Here is a 21543-nt window from a genome sequence, read left to right as displayed (position 1 = left end):
GATGTTGACCGGGCTGAGTTTTTAAGCTAACCTGTACATTAACAGCTGTTTTTATACGGTGCTGCCAGTTTATATTATCAAAAATTGTGAAGTTGTTTGTGGGGAAGCTGTTGTTCTCGATACTTTCCGGTTAGGCAGGAAAGCAGGTGAAGGGTGGGCTGTTTCAGTCATACTTAGTCTTGAATTTTCAGGAAGCCTCGTTTCCGTTTCCAGGTTTGAAAGTGGTGCGAGCTGTAAAAATTCTGCGCCAGCTTTAGTTTACTGAAGCAAGTGCGTAAAAGGTTAAGAACATCAACGTAAAAACTTGTACTGATTTAAACTGAGTACTTATACTTTAACGGCCTTTTTTGGTTATACAGATTCGGAATATATTTTAGGTTCGGATCATATTTCGGAAACCCTATTCCTTAAAAATCAATACATTATCAAACTGCAAAACCAAGTATAAGCTTATTTAACGCTGCTTTGCCTGCCAGAATCATATTTCAGTAACTGAAAAAATATTTCCACAAAGTGTGTAATTCAGAACTATTCCAGTTAAAACCATTGATTCTGAAGCACATATACCTTTAAAAAGTATTGCACTACATTACCCACCTTTACCTAATCCTATCACCACCTGATTTATACTTGCAGCGCCTGCGCGTTCTCGGGAAAATACCGGGAGGTTGGGGTGCAGTGTAATATATTTATTACTTTAGCCGGGCTGTAGGAAAACCAAATCGTTACAGTTTTTATTTATTAAACCCCTTTACCTTACATGGACCTGACCGAACCTAAAACACCAGAGCTCCCTGCGCAACAGGGCCACCCAAAGCAACTCTATATGCTGTTTTTTGCTGAGATGTGGGAACGCTTCTCTTTCTATGGCATGAAAGCCCTATTGCTGGCCTACATGGTGACGCAGCTTAAGTTTGACGAACCGAAAGGCTACGCTATACTTGGCTCTTATGCTGCACTGGTGTATACCATGCCGATGTTTGGCGGTATTATGGCCGATCGTTTTCTGGGTTACCGGAAAGCTGTGATGTTTGGCGGTATACTGATGACGGTGGGGCACCTGGTACTGGCTGTGCCTGAAGACTGGAGCTTTTTTTACGGGATGGCTTTTATCATCTGTGGTAACGGGTTCTTTAAACCCAATATCTCCAGTCTGGTAGGTACGCTTTACGCCGATAACGACCCGCGCAAAGACAGTGGCTTTTCTATTTTTTATATGGGCATAAATGTAGGGGCGGCTTTAGGTGGCTTGCTATGCGGCTACGTGGGCCAGCGCATCGACTGGCATTATGGCTTCGGGCTGGCTGGTATATTTATGGTGTTGGGCCTGGTGGTTTTCTACTTCGGCAAAAAATCGTTGGAGCACCGTGGCTTGCCACCAAACCCGGAAGCGCTCAGAAAACCTGTCTTTGCAGGCATCCCGACAGAATATTTTATTTATGGTGCTACATTACTGGTTGTGCCGGCTGTGGTGGCATTGTTTCATGAGTATGAGCTGATGGATTATATCATGTTCGGGTTAGGTGCTTTATCGCTGGGATATATCTTATACATCGCTTTCCAGTTAGAGCATGAGGCGCGGTACAAACTGTTTGCCGCGCTTGTCCTGATCGTGTTTTCTACGTTGTTCTGGGCATTTTATGAGCAGAATGCCGGCTCGCTTAACCTGTTTGCCATGCGCAACGTGGATATGCATGTGGCCGGATATGAGTTGCCGGCCTTATCGGTAAACAATTTCCTGCCGCCAGCCTGGGTAATCATACTTAGCTTTTTCTTTGCCTGGCTCTGGCCTGCCCTTAACCGCAGAGGTTGGGAACCCTCTACACCACTTAAATTCGGACTGTCGTTTATACTTTTAGGTATTGGTTTCTGCGTTTTTTACCTGGCTTGCCAGGCAGATGCCGGCTCCGGCCTTATTTCGCTTACGGCGTTTGTGTTCGGGTATTTTTTTATCATCTGCGGGGAATTGTGCCTCTCCCCGATCGGCTTATCCATGGTTACCAAGTTATCGCCTGCTAAAATTGTTTCTATGATGATGGGTATCTGGTTTTTTGCAAGCGCAATTGGGGAGTTTCTGGCTGGTAAGATCGGATCGCTGATGAGCGTACCTGCCGATGTGGTCGAAAATCCCGTCCTATCGTTGCCGTATTATGCCGACATCATCAGCCAGATCGGGTTTTACTCGTTAGCGATAGGGGTTGTACTGATGTTGCTGAGTCCGCTGATCCGGAAATGGATGAGCGATGTAAGATAATTTCCAACTGATTTAGCTAAAGCCGTTAAGTGCGGGCCTGTTTGGTTGGCTTTGCTTAACGGCTTTTTTGCTTTTGCCATAGGCTGATTTCCATGCTGCAGCACTACCTTTAACAGTAAAATTCTATCATCCACCAGTAGCGGCAAGCACCTTGGCAATTCTAACTTATATATTTTTGCTTAAAGAGCATCCACCTGCTTGAAATCACCTTTCAATAAAATCATAATGAGGTTAAAGTATAAACTTTGATTTTACTAACCCCCTATCCCTCTATACTATATCAGCAAGTATTACAAGTAGTTACTACATTAAAATATTTTTTTTGTAAAATCTGTATTATCTTTTGTGTCCAAATTTCCAGTATTCATTATAAATAAGTAAATTTCTAAAGTTAATGTTGCTAGTAAAGCCATAAATGTAAGTGTTAGGGTGGTAATCCTTAATAAGGTGTATTTTATACTTTGCCATGCATACAAAAACGTGCAACTAAGTATGGCCAAACGTCGTGCATTACGGCAACATCTACATGTCAGAGCTTTTCCACTCATCAGAAAATTACCGCTCGCTGGTTTATAAATGTTCAGATATGATCTCCATTCTGGACAGCAACGGAATTTATATCTATGTAAACCCCGCTGTTACTTCCATACTTAGCTTTGAGCCAGAAGAACTTATCGGGAAGAGCTCTTTTGACTTTGTACATCCTGATGACCTGGAAATGACCAATGCTGCGTTCCGGAATTTTACGGCAGAAGCCACCTTTCACTCGCCCCCCTTCCGCTATAAATCAAAAGAAGGCAACTGGATATGGATGGATGTGAGAGCAAGTAATCTGTTAGACGATCCCGATATTAAAGGCATTGTAGCCATATCAAGAGAAGTAACCGAACTGATTGAGGCCAAACAGCAACTCGAAGAAAACGAAGCGCAGTATAAATCCCTTTTTCTATACCATCCCGATGCCGTTTTTTCGCTGAGCCTGGATGGCCGGTTCGAAAAAATAAACGAGAGCTTTACCACCATAACAGGTTACGGACCTGAAATAATAGGCCGGCATTATTCGGATTTAATACATCCGGCTTTTCACCAGGAGATTCTGCAGGTTTTCAAGAACATCAATAAAAACAGCACTGCCAGAATAGAAGGCGAAATTCAAAACAAAAGCGGAATACCTTTTTACATGAATTTTACGGTTATCCCGATCATGCTGGGTGATGTGGTGAAAGGGATACAGATCATCGGCAAGGATATTACCCAGATCAGGGATGCCAACCAGAAGATTAAGGTACAGTCTGAGATGCTTTCTGATATTTTTGAAAGTATAACACAGCCTTTTTTCGTGCTTGATAAACAATGGCGTTATGTATTTGTAAACAAAGCCTTTGCAGAAGAGGTTGGCCAGGATAGGTTAAGTTATATCGGGCAGTGTGTGTGGGAGTTGTTCCCGGAATCTGTTGGCAGTAAGTTTCAGGAGCATTGTTTTGAAGTGGCCCGCACTGGCGTGCCGGCACAATTCGATGAATTCATCCCTTCCCATAATGTGATCCTGAACTACAATATTTTTCAGTGCCAGGAAGGCGTCACCGTATTTTTTACGGATGTTACAAAGCAAAAAGAAACTGAACTTGAACTCAGAAAACTTTCGCTTGTTGCCAGCAAAACGGTAAACGGCATTCTTATCCTGGACCCGAAAGGCAACCTGGAATGGGTAAATGACAGTTTTGTAAACCTGATCGGCCATAATCGTGAAGATATACTTGGCAAAAAACCAACCAGCCTGCTGGCCGGCTCCGAAACAAACCCGGCCGTGCTGGCCCGTATCAAACAACACCTGCGCAGTACCTTACCGTTTTCGGAAGAGCTGCTGCTTTATAAAAAGGATGGCACCAAAGTATGGTTTATACTGGATGTTACTCCTACTTTCGATCAGGACACAAACCTCACTAACTTTATTTGTGTGGTTAAAGACAGCACCGAACTGAAAAAGAAAGAAGAGGAAATGGAGCAACTTTCCAGGGACCTCTTTTATCAGAACCGCGACCTGCAGCAGTTTGCCTATATTGTTTCCCATAACATGCGTGCGCCGGTTGCCAATATTCTGGGGCTTACAGGCTTGCTGCGCGACAGCAAAGCAAAAGCACAGTTCGACCATGCCTTATCATTGCTTACCACCTCTACACTGCAACTCGATAAGGTGATAAAAGACCTGAACGAGATACTTTCTGTCAGGGACGGACGGCATGCCAGGTTAAACGAAACCATACGCCTGTCGGAGGCATTGGAGCTAGTCGTGCAAAGCCAGACCGAGCAAATAGACAGTTCCGGAAGCCTGGTTGATAACCTGATAGATCCTGCATTTGAAACCCAGGCCACCAAAGCGTATGTGTACAGCATCTTCCATAATTTACTCAGCAATGCCATTAAGTACAGGTCGCCGGAGCGTAAGCTGCATGTAACCGTAAGCCTGGAAAATGGGAAAGACGCGACACGTATACTTTTTACAGACAACGGTGTAGGCATGAACCTGCCCGATACAAACGGGCAGTTGTTTAAAATCTACAAGCGGTTTCATAGCCACGTGGAGGGCCGCGGCATTGGATTATACCTGGTAAAGGAACAGGCCAAAGCCATGGCCTGGAAAATTACCGTAGACAGCAAACCCGGCGAGGGTACCACTTTTATTCTGGAAATCAGCAATTAACGCTACAAATTTGTCCATTTATACTTTAGTGGCCTATTTCCAAAGTATAAACGCACCTGCATCATCCGGATAAAGTCCATAAAACCTGCATATAAATAGCTGCGTTAATTCATTTTATGAGCAGAGCTTTTGTAAAAGAAGATGACGCAGGCGAACCGCCTATTATCCCATCCCGTGCCGCGTTGCCACCCGGAACACCAAATTATGTAACGCCCCAAGGCCTGGCCGACCTGCGCACTGAGCTGGAAGATCTGGAAGCGGAACGTACCAGAACCGATGCCAACCACGACGATGAGGCAAACCGTACGCGCCAGTTATCCATTATCAACAGCAGATTAAATGCGCTTAACCAGCGTATTGCCAGTGCTAAACCCGTAGACCCACGCAACCAACCACCCGACGAAGTACGCTTTGGCGCTACCGTTACACTTACAAGTTTGGATAAAGCTGCAAAAGTAAAGCAGCGTATTTTTCAGATTGTGGGCGTGGATGAGGCCTCTGTGGAAGCAGGTAAAATTGCCTTTGTGGCACCAATTGCACGTGCCGTATCCGGAAAAAAGCCAGGCGAAATAGTTACGCTGCGCCTGGGCCGCCAGGAAGAGCAGGTGAAGATCAGCCGGATTGTTTACGAATAGTACTTATACTTTACCAGAGCGTCAGTTGCTTTTGTTTTACCTGCCCTAAAGTATAAACAGGGGTTTCCTGGTAGCGTGAGGCAACTATTACTTCGGTTTCGTTGGCGTGGGTGGTAAACAGCGCTTTCACCAACTTCGGGCAGTTGTTATCTTTTGACAAATGCGATAGCAGCAGGTGGCTCATAAATTCAGGTTTATAAGTTGCAAATAAAGCAAGTGCCTGCCTGTTCGATAAATGCCCCTTCCCCCCTTTTATGCGGTTTTTGAGATGATACGGATAACGCCCGCGTGCCAGCAGGTCTTCGTCGTAATTAGCTTCCAGAAAGGCGGCATGGCACTGTTCAAACTGCCGGATCACATGTTCGCAGGGCAAGCCAATATCCGTGAAAACGCCAACTTTAAACGCTTCATTTTCGACTATAAAACTATGCGGGTCTGAGGCATCGTGCCACTTCGGAAAAGCTGTTACACTTAGTTTCCCAATCTGGACAGGCTCGTAGGCCTGAAAAGGTATAAACTCCAAATTCTCGAAGCGCAGGTTGCAGCTTTGCAGTGTGATGGGCGTAATGTAAACCGGCAAACTGTATTTTTTGGCCAGTACTGCAATGCCCCGGATGTGATCGGAATGCTCATGCGAGACAAAGATCGCTTTTACCTTTGCCATGGAAAGGCCCAGGCGTTTCATGCGGCTTTCGGTTTCGCGGCACGAAATACCGGCATCTACCAGCACCGCTTCCCGGTCGTTGCCGATGTAATAGCAGTTTCCGTTGCTACCTGAGTTTAAGGAGGTGATTGACAATTGCATAGGATGACAAAGGTCGTATATTTTTTTCTTCGGTTCAATTTATACTTTACCCTCGCCAACAGTTTAGTTATTATGTAAACTTAACCATACTTCGATATTACCAAGTGTACGGCTTTATGGATGGGTATAGCTTTGGCTTTATACTAAAATGAGCTTGTAGCTATGTTGCAGTTGAAAGCACCAACAACAACATAAAGCTTATCGGTTCCAACTGCATGTAGACGCTTTATACTTGACTGAAATGCAGCGTATAAATTTTAGAATTATACTTTGTGAATGTAATATCAGCACTCCCTCTTTACTTCCTAAAGTATAAACCAGGTTTGCGCAAAACGAAAAAAAGGCTCCTGAAACAGGAGCCTTTTTAGATTTATACTTGCAAGCAGTTACTTTTTAATGAAGCTCGCTGTTTTTAAAACTTTTTCGCTTTGTATCTGGAAGATATACTTGCCGGTAGCTAACGATTGCACATTGATCTCAAGTTCTGCATTGTCTTTTGTTGAAATCGTTTGTATCAACCTACCATCCATGCTCAGTAACCTGATCTGGTAAGCAGTATTCGGCATCCCGGCCAGGTTAAGCTTAATATAAGCAGTTGCAGGATTCGGATAAAGCAGCACATTTGCAGTAGTCGCTTCCGTTTTTTCTACAGACGCTATCTGGCTGTATTTGTACGTGCCGTTAAAGTCTACCTGCTTTAACCTGTAGTATAAGATGCCGGCAGGTGCCTGCTTATCCAGGTGTGCGTATGCTAGTTTCTGGCTGCTGTTACCTGCACCTTTCACCTTTGCAACTTCACGGAATGTACTGCCATCCAGGCTGCGCTCTACCATAAAGTAGTCGTTGTTTACTTCTGTAGCCGTTTCCCAATTTATACTTACAGCTGCTCCCTGTGCAGTAGCTGTAAAACGGATCAGGGTTACCGGTAGTGGTGTGACAACGCCTTTATCACGGAAAGTGTAACTAAGTCTGGAAGAGTTATCTTCTCCTCTGGTATTTGTGTCAAAAAGATCAACCAAACCATTGTTATTGCTATCTCTGTAATAACTGTTTCCTTTTGTCAGGAAGTTGAACCTGTTAGTAGTGTTAGGGTCTTCGAACATGTCCGGCGTATAATTCTTGTTTGCATCGGCTAAGTTATAGTAGCCAGCTACCAGACTTTCACCGGCCAGGTTTGCTCTGCTGATGAAACTGTTCACCAACGCTTTCAGATCGTCTACAGAGAATTTGTCTCCGTTCAGGTCATACGCTTCTGCCGTATCTGAAATCAGGTCACCATCGCTATCCAGATCCAGGTAATCAGCGATGCCATCACCGTCTGTATCAACTGGTGTAATTGCATTAGTGCCTTTAAAGCTGTCGTCTATACCATCTTTACGATCCGGGTTGGTGTCAGTACCCTTCGCCATAAGCCTGCTTCCGGTAGTCTGCGCTTCGAGGTTATCCAAGATACCATCATTATCGGAGTCAATATCCAGGTAGTCAGCTAAGCCGTCCCCATCTGTGTCAGGGATATTGGTAAAGGTAAATACAACGCCATTTGCGTTGGCCGAACCACTGAATCTGCCTGTTGCCATATTGAAGTTAGCTGGCACAATACCACTGTTGGCTTCAACTGCATCCAGTATACCATCTCCGTCAGAGTCAAGGTCCAGGTGGTTAGGTATGCCGTCGCCGTCTTTGTCGCCGGTGCCTTCTACCGAATCCGGAATACCATCGTTATCATCATCCAGGTCAACGTTATCTGCAATTCCATCTACGTCGTAATCCAGTATAATCGGAATAGTGAAGGTAGCTGGTGTCGCATCGTAGGCATCGTCGTTATCTTTAACAGTGAAAGTGAATACCACATTATTTTCATTGCCATACGCCGGGTCGAATTGCAAAACAGTCGAGCCTATCATCCAGGAATAATCTTTATTGATAACAGCTACTTCCGGTCCTACATATAAGATACCCTGTGATGCTGGTGGCAGGGTTTTAAACTGGAACTGCCGTATAGTGCCATCCGAATCAGTACCCGCTAATGTGCTTAATAAAGTTTTGCCAGCCGAACTTGATAAGGGTTTCGCATTGGTTACATTCTGCGCAACGGGCTCATCATTAAGCGGAATTGTATAAGTAGCCACATTGCTTACAGCACCTTCAGAGTCCTTCACTGTATAGTTAAACACTACATCTGTTAAATCGCCTGAATTAGGTTTGAATTTTATAGTACTACGTGCTGACCAAGGGTAGCTCTGTCCCTCCGTAGCAAGGGCGTTCCCTACCATCCAGGTACCTCTGGAAGCAGAAAGGTTGCTTAAGCTGAAAGTAAAAGTAGTCGTAGTTACATCATCGGTAGCAGCTAACGGATTTAAGGTTGTGTAGATGGCCGCTCCTGCCGGCATAAGTATAGCAGGTTCATATATAATATTTTGTGCAACTGGCACAGCGTTAATCGGAATAGTAAACGTAGCGGCATTACTAACAGCTCCCTCGTTATCCTTAACTGTATACCTGAAAGTCTGATTAGCTGATACACCTGGTGCCGGGTCAAACCTTATAAGGGAAGCCGAACTCCAAGGGTAATCCGTAGTTAAGTTAGCATTTACGCCATTTATAGTTAATTGCCCAGATGTTGGTAAAACACTTAATTTAAAGGAAGAAACAAACCCGCCATACTTTGGATCTGAGTCAGAATCCTGGCCTTGGATGGCATCCAGAAGTATGGGTCCATCTGTATCTAATAGCGTTGTGGCATTAGTGCGTGCACTTGCTGTTGGCGTACCGTTAATCGGAATCGTGATCGTTGCTTCTTCACTTAATGCCCCCTCGTTGTCTTTAATTACATAGCGAATAATCACATCATCAAAGTTATTTACATCCGGATCAAATCTTCCAGCACCTGATTGGTTATTCTGATAATCTGTATTCAAAACTACTTCAACTCCTCCTATCGTGAGTTTACCTTGAGCTTCAGAAGGTATATGTGTTATTCTAAAGCTAACAATACTACCATCTGGGTCAGTGATACCGAAGATATTTGTTGAAAGCAAGGTGTTGCCAAAGGTATTCTGCATTTTGTTATTGATCATATTTACCGCAATAGGCACCACATTAATAGGTATGGTAAAATTAACTGCGGCACTTTCAAGACCACCGTTATCAATAACAGAATACGTAAATACAGCATCTGCACTATTAGCGAAAGCCGGATCGAAGCTTATTTTTTCTCTATCTGCCCAATCATACTCTGTACTTGTATTAGCCGGATTACCATTCACAGTTAGTACACCTGCAGCAGCAGCTGGCAGGGTTTTAATTTTGAACTTCGAGATGGGCCCGTCGGTATCGGAAGCATTCAGCGAAGAAAGCAGGGTTGCTGGAGCGGTATTAAGTAACAGCGCGTTTGTTACGGCTACGGCTACCGGCCCTACATTGGTAACCGGTATGGTATAAGTGGCTGTGTTACTATCCGACCCATCACTATCTACCGCTACATAACTGAAGGTAAAGTTACCATAAGAGTTTCCGCTAGGGTCGAAAGTAAGTAAGTTGTTAACTTCAGCCAATGTATAAATCTTATTAACATCAGCAGCCACACCGTTAACTGCTAAAACACCTTGTGTGCTTAAAGGCAGCGATACAAATTTGAAACCTGTTACGTCTCCTTTGGCATCGGTGGCGCTCAGATTAAAAATGCTTGTAGCAGGAGCAGAACTTGGCATAGCAGCCGTTGTAATATTAGCTGCAACAGGCGCAATGTTTACTCTTAAAGTATAGGTGGTACTATTATTTGTGCTGTTAAAATCAATTTGGTTAGGTGACTGGATTGTAACAGTTTGTGTGATATCATTTGTCGTATTGATTCTGGCTGTAATATCTATATAAAAGGAAGTGCCATTCCTTATAACTCCCCAGTTTGGTTGCCAGGCACCATTGGTATACGTTTGAGCATTGTTATTTAGTTGATTATCTGTTTGATGTCTAACATACGTTAAGCCAGCCGGCAGCAGATTTACTACCTGTGCGCCATCGTACACATCATAATTGCTGATATTGCTTGCTGTAATTCTTATAACTATATCCTGCCCGTTTACATACGGGGCTGAAGTAAGTATGGTATGTGTAACAGTTAAGTCAATATCAAGTTCAACCGGAATAGTATAAACAGCCGGAGATGAATCGCTTGCTCCTTCAGTATCTGTCGCTGTAAATGTAAAAGTAACACTCTCCTTATAATTAATGGCCGGCCTGAAACTTAACTGAGCTGCCTGAGCTGGCGTAAGCACCTGTCCTACTGTTGCTTCAACGCCGTTCACAAACAATGTTCCTAGCCAGTTACCAGGCAAAGTAGAAAGCGTATAGCTCACAATACTTCCATCAGGATCACTTGCTGTTAAAGGGCTTATAGGAGCTGTTACAGGTTTACCTGGAATTGGGTTAGTTATAATATTATTGGCAACCGGTTCTCCATTAATTGGAATAGTTATCGTAGCCACAGAACTTTCAGCGCCATCATTATCTCTAACTTTATAGTTGAAGGTTACATCGCCCATGTTTGTTAAAACAGGCGTAAAAGTTATTCCACCTGCAAAACTCGTAGCAGGATAAGGTGTATTAGCCACTACCGATACGCCCCCTACTTTTAGTGTTCCCTGCGTAGATGGATTTGGAACAGTCGTAAAAAGTATACTTGCAGTTGCTATATCTTCATCTGTAGGGTAATTGGTAGCAGTTATGACGATCGTTGTCTCTCCTGCTGTATTCAGAATTTTCTGTGTTGTAAAGCTCTTAGCCACTGGAGCAGCATTAATCGGAATGGTAATAGTACCGGCATGTACATCAGGCGTTTCACCGTTCTCACTGTCAACTACTGTAAATCGAAATGTAGCATCTGCTGTATTCGGACTAGCCGGATCAAAGGATAGCTTGTCTCTTAACGTTGCCCAGTCGTAATATTGGGAAGTAGTTGCTACTGATCCATTAACATAAAGCACACCCTGTGCAGCTGTTGGTAATAACGAAATTCTAAACCTGCTTATCGTTCCATCACTGTCTGTTGCTGTTAAGGCATCTATAGCGGTTATACCCACTGAGTTCAACAAAGTAGTAGCATTCGTTCTGCTGAGTGATCTTGGGTAATCATTTAATGGAATAGTATACGTAGCACTGTTACTTGTTAAACCTCCCGCATCTTTAACTGTATAATTAAATACTACATCAGCAGTGGCAGTATTTACCGGATCAAAAGAAAACTTATCACGTAAGGCCCAAGCATAATCTGTAGTTGTATTGGCAACTGTACCGTCAACTCTTAACACGCCAATAGTGGTTACAGGGAGGTTAGACAATCTAAAGGTAACCGGTTGCTCTCCATCAGGATCAGTGGCAGTTAAAATGCCATTTAAATTTTCAAAAGCAGACGTATTGATGATCGGAGTAGTGTGTGCTACGTTTGTTGCAACCGGTGCTTCGTTTACGTTCGTTACTGCAATTGTAAATGTCTGACTAGAAGTAAGGGCACCATCTGACGCCCGTACAGTTATAGTATGCGAGGCAGCTGTTTCAAAATCCAGTAAAGCACCATTTGCAACAGTTACTAAGCCTGTTGTGGCATTAATGGCAAATCTGCCACCAGCGTTATCTGTAAGGCTATAGGTTAGCGTCGTTCCGGCATCCGGGTCTGTAGACCTGGCAGTAATACCTACAAGTGTTCCGGTAGATGAATTCTCCTGAACTGTATTAGCTGCTGTATTAATATCTGCAGGTTGAGAAGGCGCTTCGTTTACATTCGTGACATTCACTGTTATGGCCTGCTCGTCAAAACTTGTAGCGGAGCCTGTTTCTGTTACGCGTACTGTAACGAGATAGGCGTTTGTTCCTGCCGATGAAGCCGGTTCTTCAAAATTTGGTGCACTTACAAAGGTTAAAGCGCCAGTTGTTGCATTTATAGCAAATTTTGTAGCATCTGCCCCGCCTACTATACTATAAGTGCGGGTATTATTCTCAGCATCTGTAGAAGCTACAGTTGTAACAGTAGTTGAGTTTTCCGGAACTGAAACACTTGCAGTGCTGCCTCCCCCATTTGAAGTAATAATAGGAGTTTCATTAAATTTAATTTCACAAACAGAATGCTGGTTTACAGAGCCGCCTGTACTAGCCGTGTATCCAAAATAAACATTAGCATTGTTACTAAATATGTTTGTTACAATATCTCCAGTATACTCAGTTCTTAAAACATTTTGAAAATAAACCGACATGGTGTTGGTTTCGCGGTTCCAAACAATCTTTACAGCATGATTGGCACCATCTTCAACATTTGCATTTGTAGAACTCATCTGCACTGGTGCAGTAGAAGTAGTTGTTGCTTCTGATGAATTTGTTACACTCCCATTCCAGAAAAAATTCGTATGATCGAAAGCTGGCTCGCTACCGTTTTGATATGTATCAAACTCAACTCCAAATGATGGCGTAATTCCCTGAAAACCTAAACCCAGACCAATAGCACCAGACGCATATACAGGATTTGATGCAACACGCTGAAAACCAAAAGCAATTCCATCGGCACCTGCATCACTGGTGCCGAAATTTGCATTGAATGTTATCTCAAATGATTTATTTAAGTTTATAGTACTTACACTCCATACCTGACCCTGCTGGTTTCCCGTAGCTGTTGTAAGCTGGTAACAATTTGTACCGGTTTTAATAGCATTGCCACTTGCCTGGTACTGGTCATCGGTTATATTAATTGTAACAGGAACATCAATGGTACACCCGGCTGTATTTGAGAATTTTATGGTGTGCGCATAATTTCCACTTACAATTGTATTTGAGTTAACTGTTATCTCACCTGTGCTTGTATTCAGAGTTAAGAAACCTGGAAGAGGAGTACCTGTTACTGCTGCACCTGTAAAGGAACCGCTCGTAACCCTGGCTACGCTCCTGCCACTAGAAAGAGCGAGTCTTGCATAAACATTATTAGATGAATATACGGCAGTTGGAAGCGCGTTAATTGTAGCTGTTACTGCTATTCTTTCACTATCACAAGTGCCGTTATATGTTGCAACATAATAGGTAGTAGTGGCTGTTAAAGTAGGTGTAGTATAGTTTGCAGCTGTAGCTCCGCTAATGGGCGTCCCGCCTGTTGATACGGTATACCAGCGATAAGTATTCCCCGTAGCTGCGCCCGCAGCAGATAGCATCACTGGACCACTTCCGCAACGGGATCTGCTTATTACACTTGGAGCAGTTGGTATTGAATTTACAGTTGCTGTGACTGCTGTTCGAGTTGTACTCTCGCAACCTGTAGTAGTATTGTAACTTGATACGTAATATGTAGTAGTGGTTGTAATTGTTCCAGTATTATAATTAGTATTTGTAGCAAGTAAAGTACCACCACTTGCTGCTGTATACCACCTAGTTATATTTGCATTTGCAGCAGGTGTAGCTGAAAGAGCTACTGATCCAGATCCACAGCGTGAACCATTTGTAACACTTGGGGCATTTGGAATCGGATTTATTACTCCTGTTACCTTAACTCTTTCGCTCTCACACCCTGTAGAAGTATTAATAGCACTTACCCAATACTCTATTGTAGTTGTGGCGTCTTCATAATATTCCCCAGCGTTTCCTTCCAGAATAAATTGTGTACTAGTTTGAGTTGTGTACCATCTGTATCTTCCGGTAGAGCCACTTATATTAAAGTATACTCTTCCGCTTCCACAACGGGAATCTCCAGTAGCAACTGGAGTAGAGGGAATATTATAAACAGTTAACTTTAATACTTGGGAATATTGATAAGTATTTGGATTAGTTGTTGTTACGTATCTAACTCGATAATGCTTTCCATTATCACTCGCTGACGCAATAAAAGTGTATGTACTTGCAGTTTGACCAGAAATATTTGTATATGTAGTCCCGTCAACACTAGATTGCCATTGTCTGGAACTAAGATCTGTGCCATTATAAGTAAAAGTATGAGTAACAGATTCTCCTAGACAGGCAAATTTATCTGTCTGGGCTACTGCAGCTTTAGATAGTAACAGCAAACAGGTGAATAAAAAAAAGAAAAGCATAAATGCTCCGTTCCTCCCCTTTGCAGGAACAGAGTTGTTGGCAGTAAAAGTTGAATTCACGTTGGCTACGTTAAGTTTTCGATGCAAAATTAATCAAACGTGATTCATTATTACTATACTTCTATATTATATTTTGATTATATAGTATTTAAAAAAAAACAGAAATAGCACCTATACTTCAAATAATTATAGATTATATCATACTTAATGCATTAACATAACACAACAAGTATTTTATATTATACTATTTATCAGGTATTTATATACCATACCTAACTTTAAAAAGACTGATTAAATGAAGCTGATTACCAGTTTTGTACAATATAAAAAATCAAGATTATTACCTAATAATTTTTATCAAGTAGCACAAATATGGCTAAAGGTTTTAATAGACAGTTTGATGCATTCTGAAAAAACGTTTACCACCTGTTATACTTCTAAAAATGCAATACACCTTGAATCTTACTAGATCAACTAAAATCCGGTACTATCAATAAACAAGGCAGCCAAGCTAAACTAGCTTTATTAATAAGCTGCATCTTTAAGATCTCAGCCTTATAATAAGCACAGCAATAACAGACAATCAGGAATATTGCGGGCCTGAATTTTACCGCTGAACCATAACAAGAAAAGCCCCTGGTTTCAGGGGCTTTTCTTGTTTAGAAACTAAATCTATTACTGCTTAATAAAACTCAAAGTATAAGATTTTACTTCGCTCTGCACTTGTAGCAGGTACTTGCCTACCGGTAAATGCTGCGTATCGAATACATGCTCCCGGCTATTTTTTAGGGCGATCGTCTGCAGCACCTTGCCTTCCATATTTACCATACGCACCTGGTATATGGCTGTTGGCAACTCGGTTAAGCTTAGCTTTATAAATGCAGTTGCAGGGTTCGGAAAAAGCTTTGCGCTGCTTACCAAGGATTTCATCTCAACAGAAACTATGTGGCTATAGGTATACTTTCCATTAAAATCTACCTGCTTTAACCTGTAGTATAACTCGCCGGCGGGTGCATTCATATCCAGGAAAGTATACGCCAGTTTCTGGCTGCTATAACCTGCGCCTTTCACCTGCTTAATTTTCGTAAAGGTCTTTCCATCCACACTCCGCTGCACTTCAAAATAATCATTATCAACTTCCATCGCTGTAAGCCAGTTTATACTTACGCCATTCAGCTTTGGAGTTGCTGCCAAACCAGCCAGATAAACCGGAAGTTGTGTTTTTGCATCCAGTATTCTGAAAGAGTAATTTGGTATGGTTTCGGTGCCGGCCATACTTTCATCCGCAAGATCTACGAAGCCGTTGTAATCAGCATCAATATAGTGGATATGGCCTGGCTCCAGGAAGTTTTGCCTGCCGTTTACATTATCATCCTCAAACATATCCGGTATCTGGTTATTATTGGAATCAACCAGATTATAAGTATTGGTTTCAGAAGTGGTTCTCATCCGGCTCTGGTAGAAACCAACCAACTCTTGCAGATCATCGAGCGAATTACCATTATCATTAAAATCGAACGCTTCTTCTGTATCTGAAATCAGGTCGTTATCGCTGTCCAGGTCAAGGTAATCAGGCAGTTCGTCTTCATCTGTATCAATAGGCGTAAGTGCCACACCGTTTTCTGCACAACCGCAGGTCAGGTCATAGGCATCGTCGATTCCGTCCATATCAGAATCGATACCAGAAGCCACCACCCTGTTCCCGGTTGGCTGTGCTTCCAGGTTATCAGCCAGGCCGTCGTTATCTGCATCATAGTCCAGGTAATTTGCCAGGCCATCGCCATCTGTATCGGGAAACGAAATAATTGCCTTCAGTTTGCCGCTGTCAGGACTGGTTTCCAAGGCATCTAGCAAACCGTTTGTTCCTACTTTACCCGTTAACCTGCCGGTAAAGCGATCATAATTTGCCAGTAAGGCTGCATCCTGTAAATATTCCTGCACATCAGTCAACCCATCGCCATCCGCATCCAGGTCGAAAGAGTTTTTAATGCCGTCTTTGTCGTTATCTCCCTCCCCTTCTATTGTATCCGGAATCCCATCGTTGTCGTCATCCAGGTCCAGGTCATCCGTGATACCATCCAGGTCATAATCCAGTACAATAAGCACCCTGTACGAAGCTGGTGTAGCCGCATAAGCACCTTCCGAATCTTTTACTGTAAAAGAAAAGCCAGAATGTTCAGCATTTCCATAATGCGGATCGAAAGATAACATATTCCTAAGCGACCACTCATAATCCACGTTTAACTCAGCCTTTAAACCATTGATATATAAGATACCCTTTCTTGCCGTTGGAAGCGTTATTAAGCGGAAATGAGAGATAGTACCATCCGCATCATTCCCTTTAAAAGGACTGATCGCTGTTCGGGGCGCTGAAGAAGAAAGTTTTTTGAAGTTTTCTGTATTAATAGCTAAGGGCACACCGTTGATCGGAATAGTTAAAATGGCTTGTCCGCTTATCTTTCCTTCGTTGTCAGTTACAGTATAACTTAGCTGGATATCATCGTAATTGCTTTCTGCCGGATCAAAAGTTAGCGTATTTGCCTGCGCCCACGGGTAATCCTTATTTAGCTCAATTTGCGTTCCGTTTACATAAAGTATACCTGTGGCCGGGCCTGACGTGATCCGGAAAGTATGAACAGCCACATCATCGGTTGCAGCCAAGGTTGTGAGTGATGTAGCAGCGGCTGTGTTAAGTAAGGTTACCGGGTGATTAATTGATGTAGCAACCGGTGCTGCATTTATTCTTGTAACCGAAATTGTAAAAGCCTGCTCATCTGAAAAAATTGAACCGTCTGTTGCCCGTACTTTTATGGTATGAGCAGAAGCAGTAGTGTATTGCAACAAAGCTCCGTTTGCAACAGTAACTACACCTGTTTGCGCGTCAATAGCGAAACGTCCGCCTGCATTATCGGTAAGCGCAAAAGAAACGGGGGTTCCTTCCGGGTCAGTAGACTTAGCTGTGATGCCAGCCAAAGTTCCGGTAGCAGCTTTTTCAGCTACTGTGTTAAGGGCTGCATTTGCATCCACCGGAACAGAAGGCGCTGTATTTATAATGGTTGCGGTTACAGCTTTGCGGGCACTTTCGCACCCAGTGGCATTAACTGCAGCTACATAATAAGTAGTAGTTGCAGTTAAACTTGGTGTAGTATAACTGGCGCTTGTCGCACCACTTATCTGAGTTCCGTTTGTAGCAACGGTGTACCACCGGTAACTCCCTCCTGTCGGCGCACCAGAAGCAGTTAGCGTTACAGAGCCTGCTCCCTGGCGCGACGCCCCTGCAGCAGTTGGCGTAACAGGTACTGGGTTCACTTTTATAAGATAAGCACTACTGCCCCAACCTGTTACTTTAGATTCATAATCCCCTTCATATATGCGGTTATTGTCTGCAGCAGTAGCCTGAAATGTATAGGTATAGCCTGTAGCACCAGCAATTATTTCAAATGGATAATCTTGACTATCACGGTACCACCATTGAATGAATTGCGCATCGTTTTCCGGCAACGCTAAAGTAACTGTTTCTCCTTCACAGACACTTACGGTTACTGGAGTCTGCGCTTGCCCCACTACAAATTGAGGCATCAGATACAAAAAGAAAGCAACACAACTTACTACAACAGTTTTGTACCTTTTAACCCGAAAAACGCTGTTTTGTGACGAATTGTCTGCTATAACTTCGTATTGCAAGGAATAAAGGTTGGATCTGAAAAAATTAAGACAGTGTACAGCCGCGCAAACAAAGGCCGCTAGTATACTTAAACTTAACTTATCGAAAGAGGATAAATAAGTAAAGAAAATCCAGAACCAGGCTACTTTATTCACACTGGTTTCCAATACTTCTGCATTATAGAACTGTGCTATAATGCCCCCTGCCAGCAATAGACAAGCCATCAGAAGTATAAAAAGTAGCAGAAAGTATAACCTGCACTGAATGTGGTAAGAAGAATGATTGGCAGTAAAAGTTGAATTCATATTGGCTAAGTTGAAAGGGAGGATCTTACAGAATTAACAAAGGTGGCTTTTTAGACAATTTTTAATCCGCACATTGCCAATATAAATTTTCATTACTCTCATCATAACCAATAATTTTAATAATTATAAAACTTTACCAAATTGTTTTTCCGTGTTTATTCAAATAATACTAATGATATGGCGCTAAATTAGCAATAAAAGCTTAATCTGATAGTTAATTTATAATATTATTTTTATTATATACTTTTAATTAGCCAAATTTATACTTATCATATAATTAAACTATTTCAATAAAGTATAAAATAATATATTTAATCTTTAAAATTGCTTTTAAAATTTCTAAATTTTACAATAAGACTTTATTTATCAACACATTATCTAAACGATTTAAATCGAAGCCGGAACGCAGGTAGTTAATATTAAGTTTCTGAATTTATTTTTTAATCCAATTATATTTAAAATTTTAGATTAAAATGATATTTATCAGTTTTATAACTTATTGATACCTCTTGCATATTTCCTATCTAAAAATCACTTAAAATATCATTACAAGGTATCTTTTTAAGTATAAAACGAATTAACTATTATAAAAAAAACAAGCACAACTGTTATTTAAAAACCTAAATTATACTATACATTTAAATATAAAGTACAATTTAACAAGTTCTTTATTTGTTTTTATACAGACAAAGTATAAATCCCTAAATATTATCATAATTTAATTGAGGCAATAAAGTATGGATCTGGCCTAATAAAAGTGGTCTGGTAAACAACGAAAACCCAAGCTGGCAGCTTTGTTTCCGGGGATAGTTTAGATTTAAAGGGCAAATGTTTACCTTGAGAAAAAATCCTTTTATGGCAAACAGCACTGCATCTATTAAGCCCATGCTTACTAAAACAGACACCACCCGCTCTATCCTGATTATTGGCGCGTTATTCTTTATTTTCGGGTCGGTTACGTGGGTTAACTCCATCCTGATTCCGTACCTGAAAATTGCCTGCGAACTCAATAATTTTGAATCATACCTCGTTGCGTTTGCTTTCTTTATCTCTTATTTCGTGATGGGTATACCTTCGGCGTGGGTGCTAAAGGCTACAGGATATAAAAAAGGAATGACGCTGGGGCTGGTTATTATGGCAGTTGGTGCGTTGCTCTTTATTCCGGCGGCTCTCTCCCGCACGTATGGCCTTTTCCTGCTTGGGCTCTTTATACAAGGCACCGGCCTTACCATACTTCAGGCAGCTTCTAACCCTTATATCACCATTATTGGCCCACGCGAAAGTGCAGCCAAGCGCATCAGTATTATGGGTATCTGTAACAAAGTTGGTGGTGCGCTTTCTTCTTTTACACTCGGTACGATCCTGCTTTTAAATTCTGATGTGATCGTAGATCGCCTTCGAAGTATGGATCTGGTACAGAAAACCGCTGAATTGAATGCCCTTGCCGAACGCGTGATCATGCCCTATACTTTTGTAGCCGCTGTATTGCTTATACTTGCCCTTCTCGTTCACCTGTCCTCTTTACCAGAAATTGAAACCGACCAGGAAGACGAAACGATAGCGGTTGCCAATACCAAGAAGACCAGCATCCTGCAGTTCCCACACTTGATGCTGGGCGTCTTAACGCTATTCTTATATGTTGGTGTTGAGGTGATGTCCGGCGACACAATTGTGAGTTACGGAGCCACGCAAGGTTTTGCCCTGGATAAAGCTACGATCTTCACCACCTATATGCTGGCCTCGATGGTTGTTGGTTACCTGATCGGTATTGTTACCATTCCAAAGTATATCTCACAGGAAAAAGCGCTGCAGGTTTCGGCTATTTTAGGCGTTATTTTCTCTGTGCTGGCCATCAGTACCAGCGGCTTTACATCGGTGCTATTTATCGCGTTGCTCGGATTGGCTAACTCTATCATGTGGCCTGCCATTTTCCCGATGGCGATTGCCGGGCTGGGTCGCTTTACCAAAATTGGATCTTCGTTGCTGATTATGGGTATTGCGGGTGGTGCCTTACTTCCTCCGCTTTATGGCCTGCTTGCCGATAACTGGAACGCCCAGCAAGCCTACTGGATCATGGTACCGTGCTACCTGTTTATCTGGTTTTATGCTGCAAAAGGCCACAAAATCAAAAGCTGAATGCATACCTTCAAATCAGGAAAAGTATAAGCAAACAATATGTTTTAAAGCTTAATTTTCTGAAGGGAAAGTATGAAATAGTGGTGCTAGGCCTCAATTTGTACACCTGATTGCAATAAAAACCATCTAAATCAGTTAACTTAGGGATATATACCTTACAGGGTAGCACATGCATTAACCCTTTTTTAAAGTATAACCTGCTCACTAAGAAATTATCTGAATTCTAATAGCCACTATGAAACATCTTTTGTTACTCCTGATTTTTGCGCTGAGTTTGCCTGCTGCCAGGGCCCAGAATACTGCTTCCCAACCAACAGGCTCCCAGAACCTGGAAAGCCAGTTCAGCAACCTGAAAAGCAAATCTAATTCGTACCAGGAAAAAGGCCAGACGTTCAAGGTTGTCAATCAGAAGATGCTGGATGCCTTTTGGGATAATGTAAAGAAAACCATGCTGGTAACGGAAAAGCAACTGGCTGATGCCCGCAAAGGAACTGATAAGCAATTGGTGGAAGCCCGGCAGCGCATCGCAGATCAGGAAAAACAACTGCAAGACTTAAAACTTGAAAACCAGCAGAAACAGGCTTCCATCGACGAGAGCGATAAAGCCATCGCCAGCATTTCGGTGTTCGGAATGGATATGCCGAAACAGCTTTATGTGATTCTGACTTCGGTTATTATTTTAGGATTGCTGATCGCGATGGGCGTTATCTTATCGCTTTACAAAAGCAACAAACGCATTGCCGTAGAAAAGCAACGTGCATTCGAAGAAGTAGATCAGGAACTGGCCGAACACAAAAAGCTTGCCCGCGAAAAAGAACTGAAACTGAAACGCGACTTACAAACGGAGATGAACAAAGTAAGCGAACTAAACCAGCAACTTACTTCCCGCTCAAAATAACATCGTTTATACTTTGAAGCTGTTCAGCGTTTTTTAGCATATCAAAATCCGCCGCCCTTACTGAGTGTTTTCACCAGCAAGTACC

At 42.4% G+C, this 21543-nt stretch carries 8 protein-coding genes; 5 read left to right on the top strand and 3 right to left on the bottom strand.

Annotated features, from left to right (window positions below; all coding sequences use genetic code 11):
* The first annotated feature begins 760 nt into the window (after positions 1–760).
* The 3 genes from DP923_RS06435 (at position 761) to DP923_RS06425 (ending at position 5590) form a co-directional block, all read left to right on the top strand.
* Positions 761–2254, top strand: coding sequence for a peptide MFS transporter (locus tag DP923_RS06435; protein WP_112305031.1), 1494 nt, complete (start codon positions 761–763; stop codon positions 2252–2254).
* 526 nt (positions 2255–2780) lie between these two features.
* Positions 2781–4955 carry a PAS domain S-box protein gene (locus DP923_RS06430; RefSeq protein WP_112305030.1) on the top strand — a complete coding sequence of 725 codons (2175 nt, stop codon included), beginning with the start codon at positions 2781–2783 and terminating at the stop codon, positions 4953–4955.
* 116 nt (positions 4956–5071) lie between these two features.
* Positions 5072–5590, top strand: coding sequence for a GreA/GreB family elongation factor (locus tag DP923_RS06425; protein ID WP_112305029.1), 519 nt, complete (start codon positions 5072–5074; stop codon positions 5588–5590).
* A 10-nt stretch (positions 5591–5600) separates the two neighbouring features.
* On the opposite strand, the gene DP923_RS06420 is transcribed toward DP923_RS06425, so the two are convergent.
* The 3 genes from DP923_RS06420 to DP923_RS06410 all read right to left on the bottom strand — a co-directional run bounded on the left by DP923_RS06420 (position 5601) and on the right by DP923_RS06410 (position 18034).
* Positions 5601–6395 carry an MBL fold metallo-hydrolase gene (locus DP923_RS06420; RefSeq protein WP_112305028.1) on the bottom strand — a complete coding sequence of 265 codons (795 nt, stop codon included), beginning with the start codon at positions 6393–6395 and terminating at the stop codon, positions 5601–5603.
* A gap of 386 nt (positions 6396–6781) precedes the next feature.
* Positions 6782–14455: a lectin-like domain-containing protein gene (locus DP923_RS06415; protein ID WP_262510387.1), complete on the bottom strand. Its 7674-nt coding sequence runs from the start codon at positions 14453–14455 to the stop codon at positions 6782–6784.
* A gap of 675 nt (positions 14456–15130) precedes the next feature.
* Positions 15131–18034, bottom strand: a complete 2904-nt coding sequence (locus tag DP923_RS06410) for an Ig-like domain-containing protein (RefSeq protein WP_165838155.1) — start codon at positions 18032–18034, stop codon at positions 15131–15133.
* 1245 nt (positions 18035–19279) lie between these two features.
* On the opposite strand from DP923_RS06410, the gene DP923_RS06405 reads away from it, so the two are divergent.
* Both DP923_RS06405 and DP923_RS06400 read left to right on the top strand, forming a co-directional pair.
* A complete protein-coding gene (locus DP923_RS06405; protein WP_112305597.1) occupies positions 19280–20560 on the top strand; it encodes a sugar MFS transporter in 1281 nt (426 codons plus the stop codon).
* Positions 20561–20795: 235 nt separating this feature from the next.
* Positions 20796–21458 carry a hypothetical protein gene (locus tag DP923_RS06400; RefSeq protein WP_112305025.1) on the top strand — a complete coding sequence of 221 codons (663 nt, stop codon included), beginning with the start codon at positions 20796–20798 and terminating at the stop codon, positions 21456–21458.
* Positions 21459–21543: the final 85 nt, after the last annotated feature.

Origin of the sequence: Pontibacter arcticus, from assembly GCF_003284895.1 — a bacterium.
Taxonomy (GTDB): Bacteria; Bacteroidota; Bacteroidia; order Cytophagales; family Hymenobacteraceae; genus Pontibacter; species Pontibacter arcticus.
This window is presented reverse-complemented; position numbering and strand designations above follow the sequence as displayed.

Coding starts and splice junctions, on each gene's coding strand:
- DP923_RS06400 (WP_112305025.1), top strand. CDS start 20,796: ATGAAACATCTTTTGTTACTCCTGATTTTTGCGCTGAGTTTGCCTGCT.
- DP923_RS06420 (WP_112305028.1), bottom strand. CDS start 6,395: ATGCAATTGTCAATCACCTCCTTAAACTCAGGTAGCAACGGAAACTGC.
- DP923_RS06405 (WP_112305597.1), top strand. CDS start 19,280: ATGGCAAACAGCACTGCATCTATTAAGCCCATGCTTACTAAAACAGAC.
- DP923_RS06435 (WP_112305031.1), top strand. CDS start 761: ATGGACCTGACCGAACCTAAAACACCAGAGCTCCCTGCGCAACAGGGC.
- DP923_RS06415 (WP_262510387.1), bottom strand. CDS start 14,455: ATGCTTTTCTTTTTTTTATTCACCTGTTTGCTGTTACTATCTAAAGCT.
- DP923_RS06410 (WP_165838155.1), bottom strand. CDS start 18,034: ATGCCTCAATTTGTAGTGGGGCAAGCGCAGACTCCAGTAACCGTAAGT.
- DP923_RS06430 (WP_112305030.1), top strand. CDS start 2,781: ATGTCAGAGCTTTTCCACTCATCAGAAAATTACCGCTCGCTGGTTTAT.
- DP923_RS06425 (WP_112305029.1), top strand. CDS start 5,072: ATGAGCAGAGCTTTTGTAAAAGAAGATGACGCAGGCGAACCGCCTATT.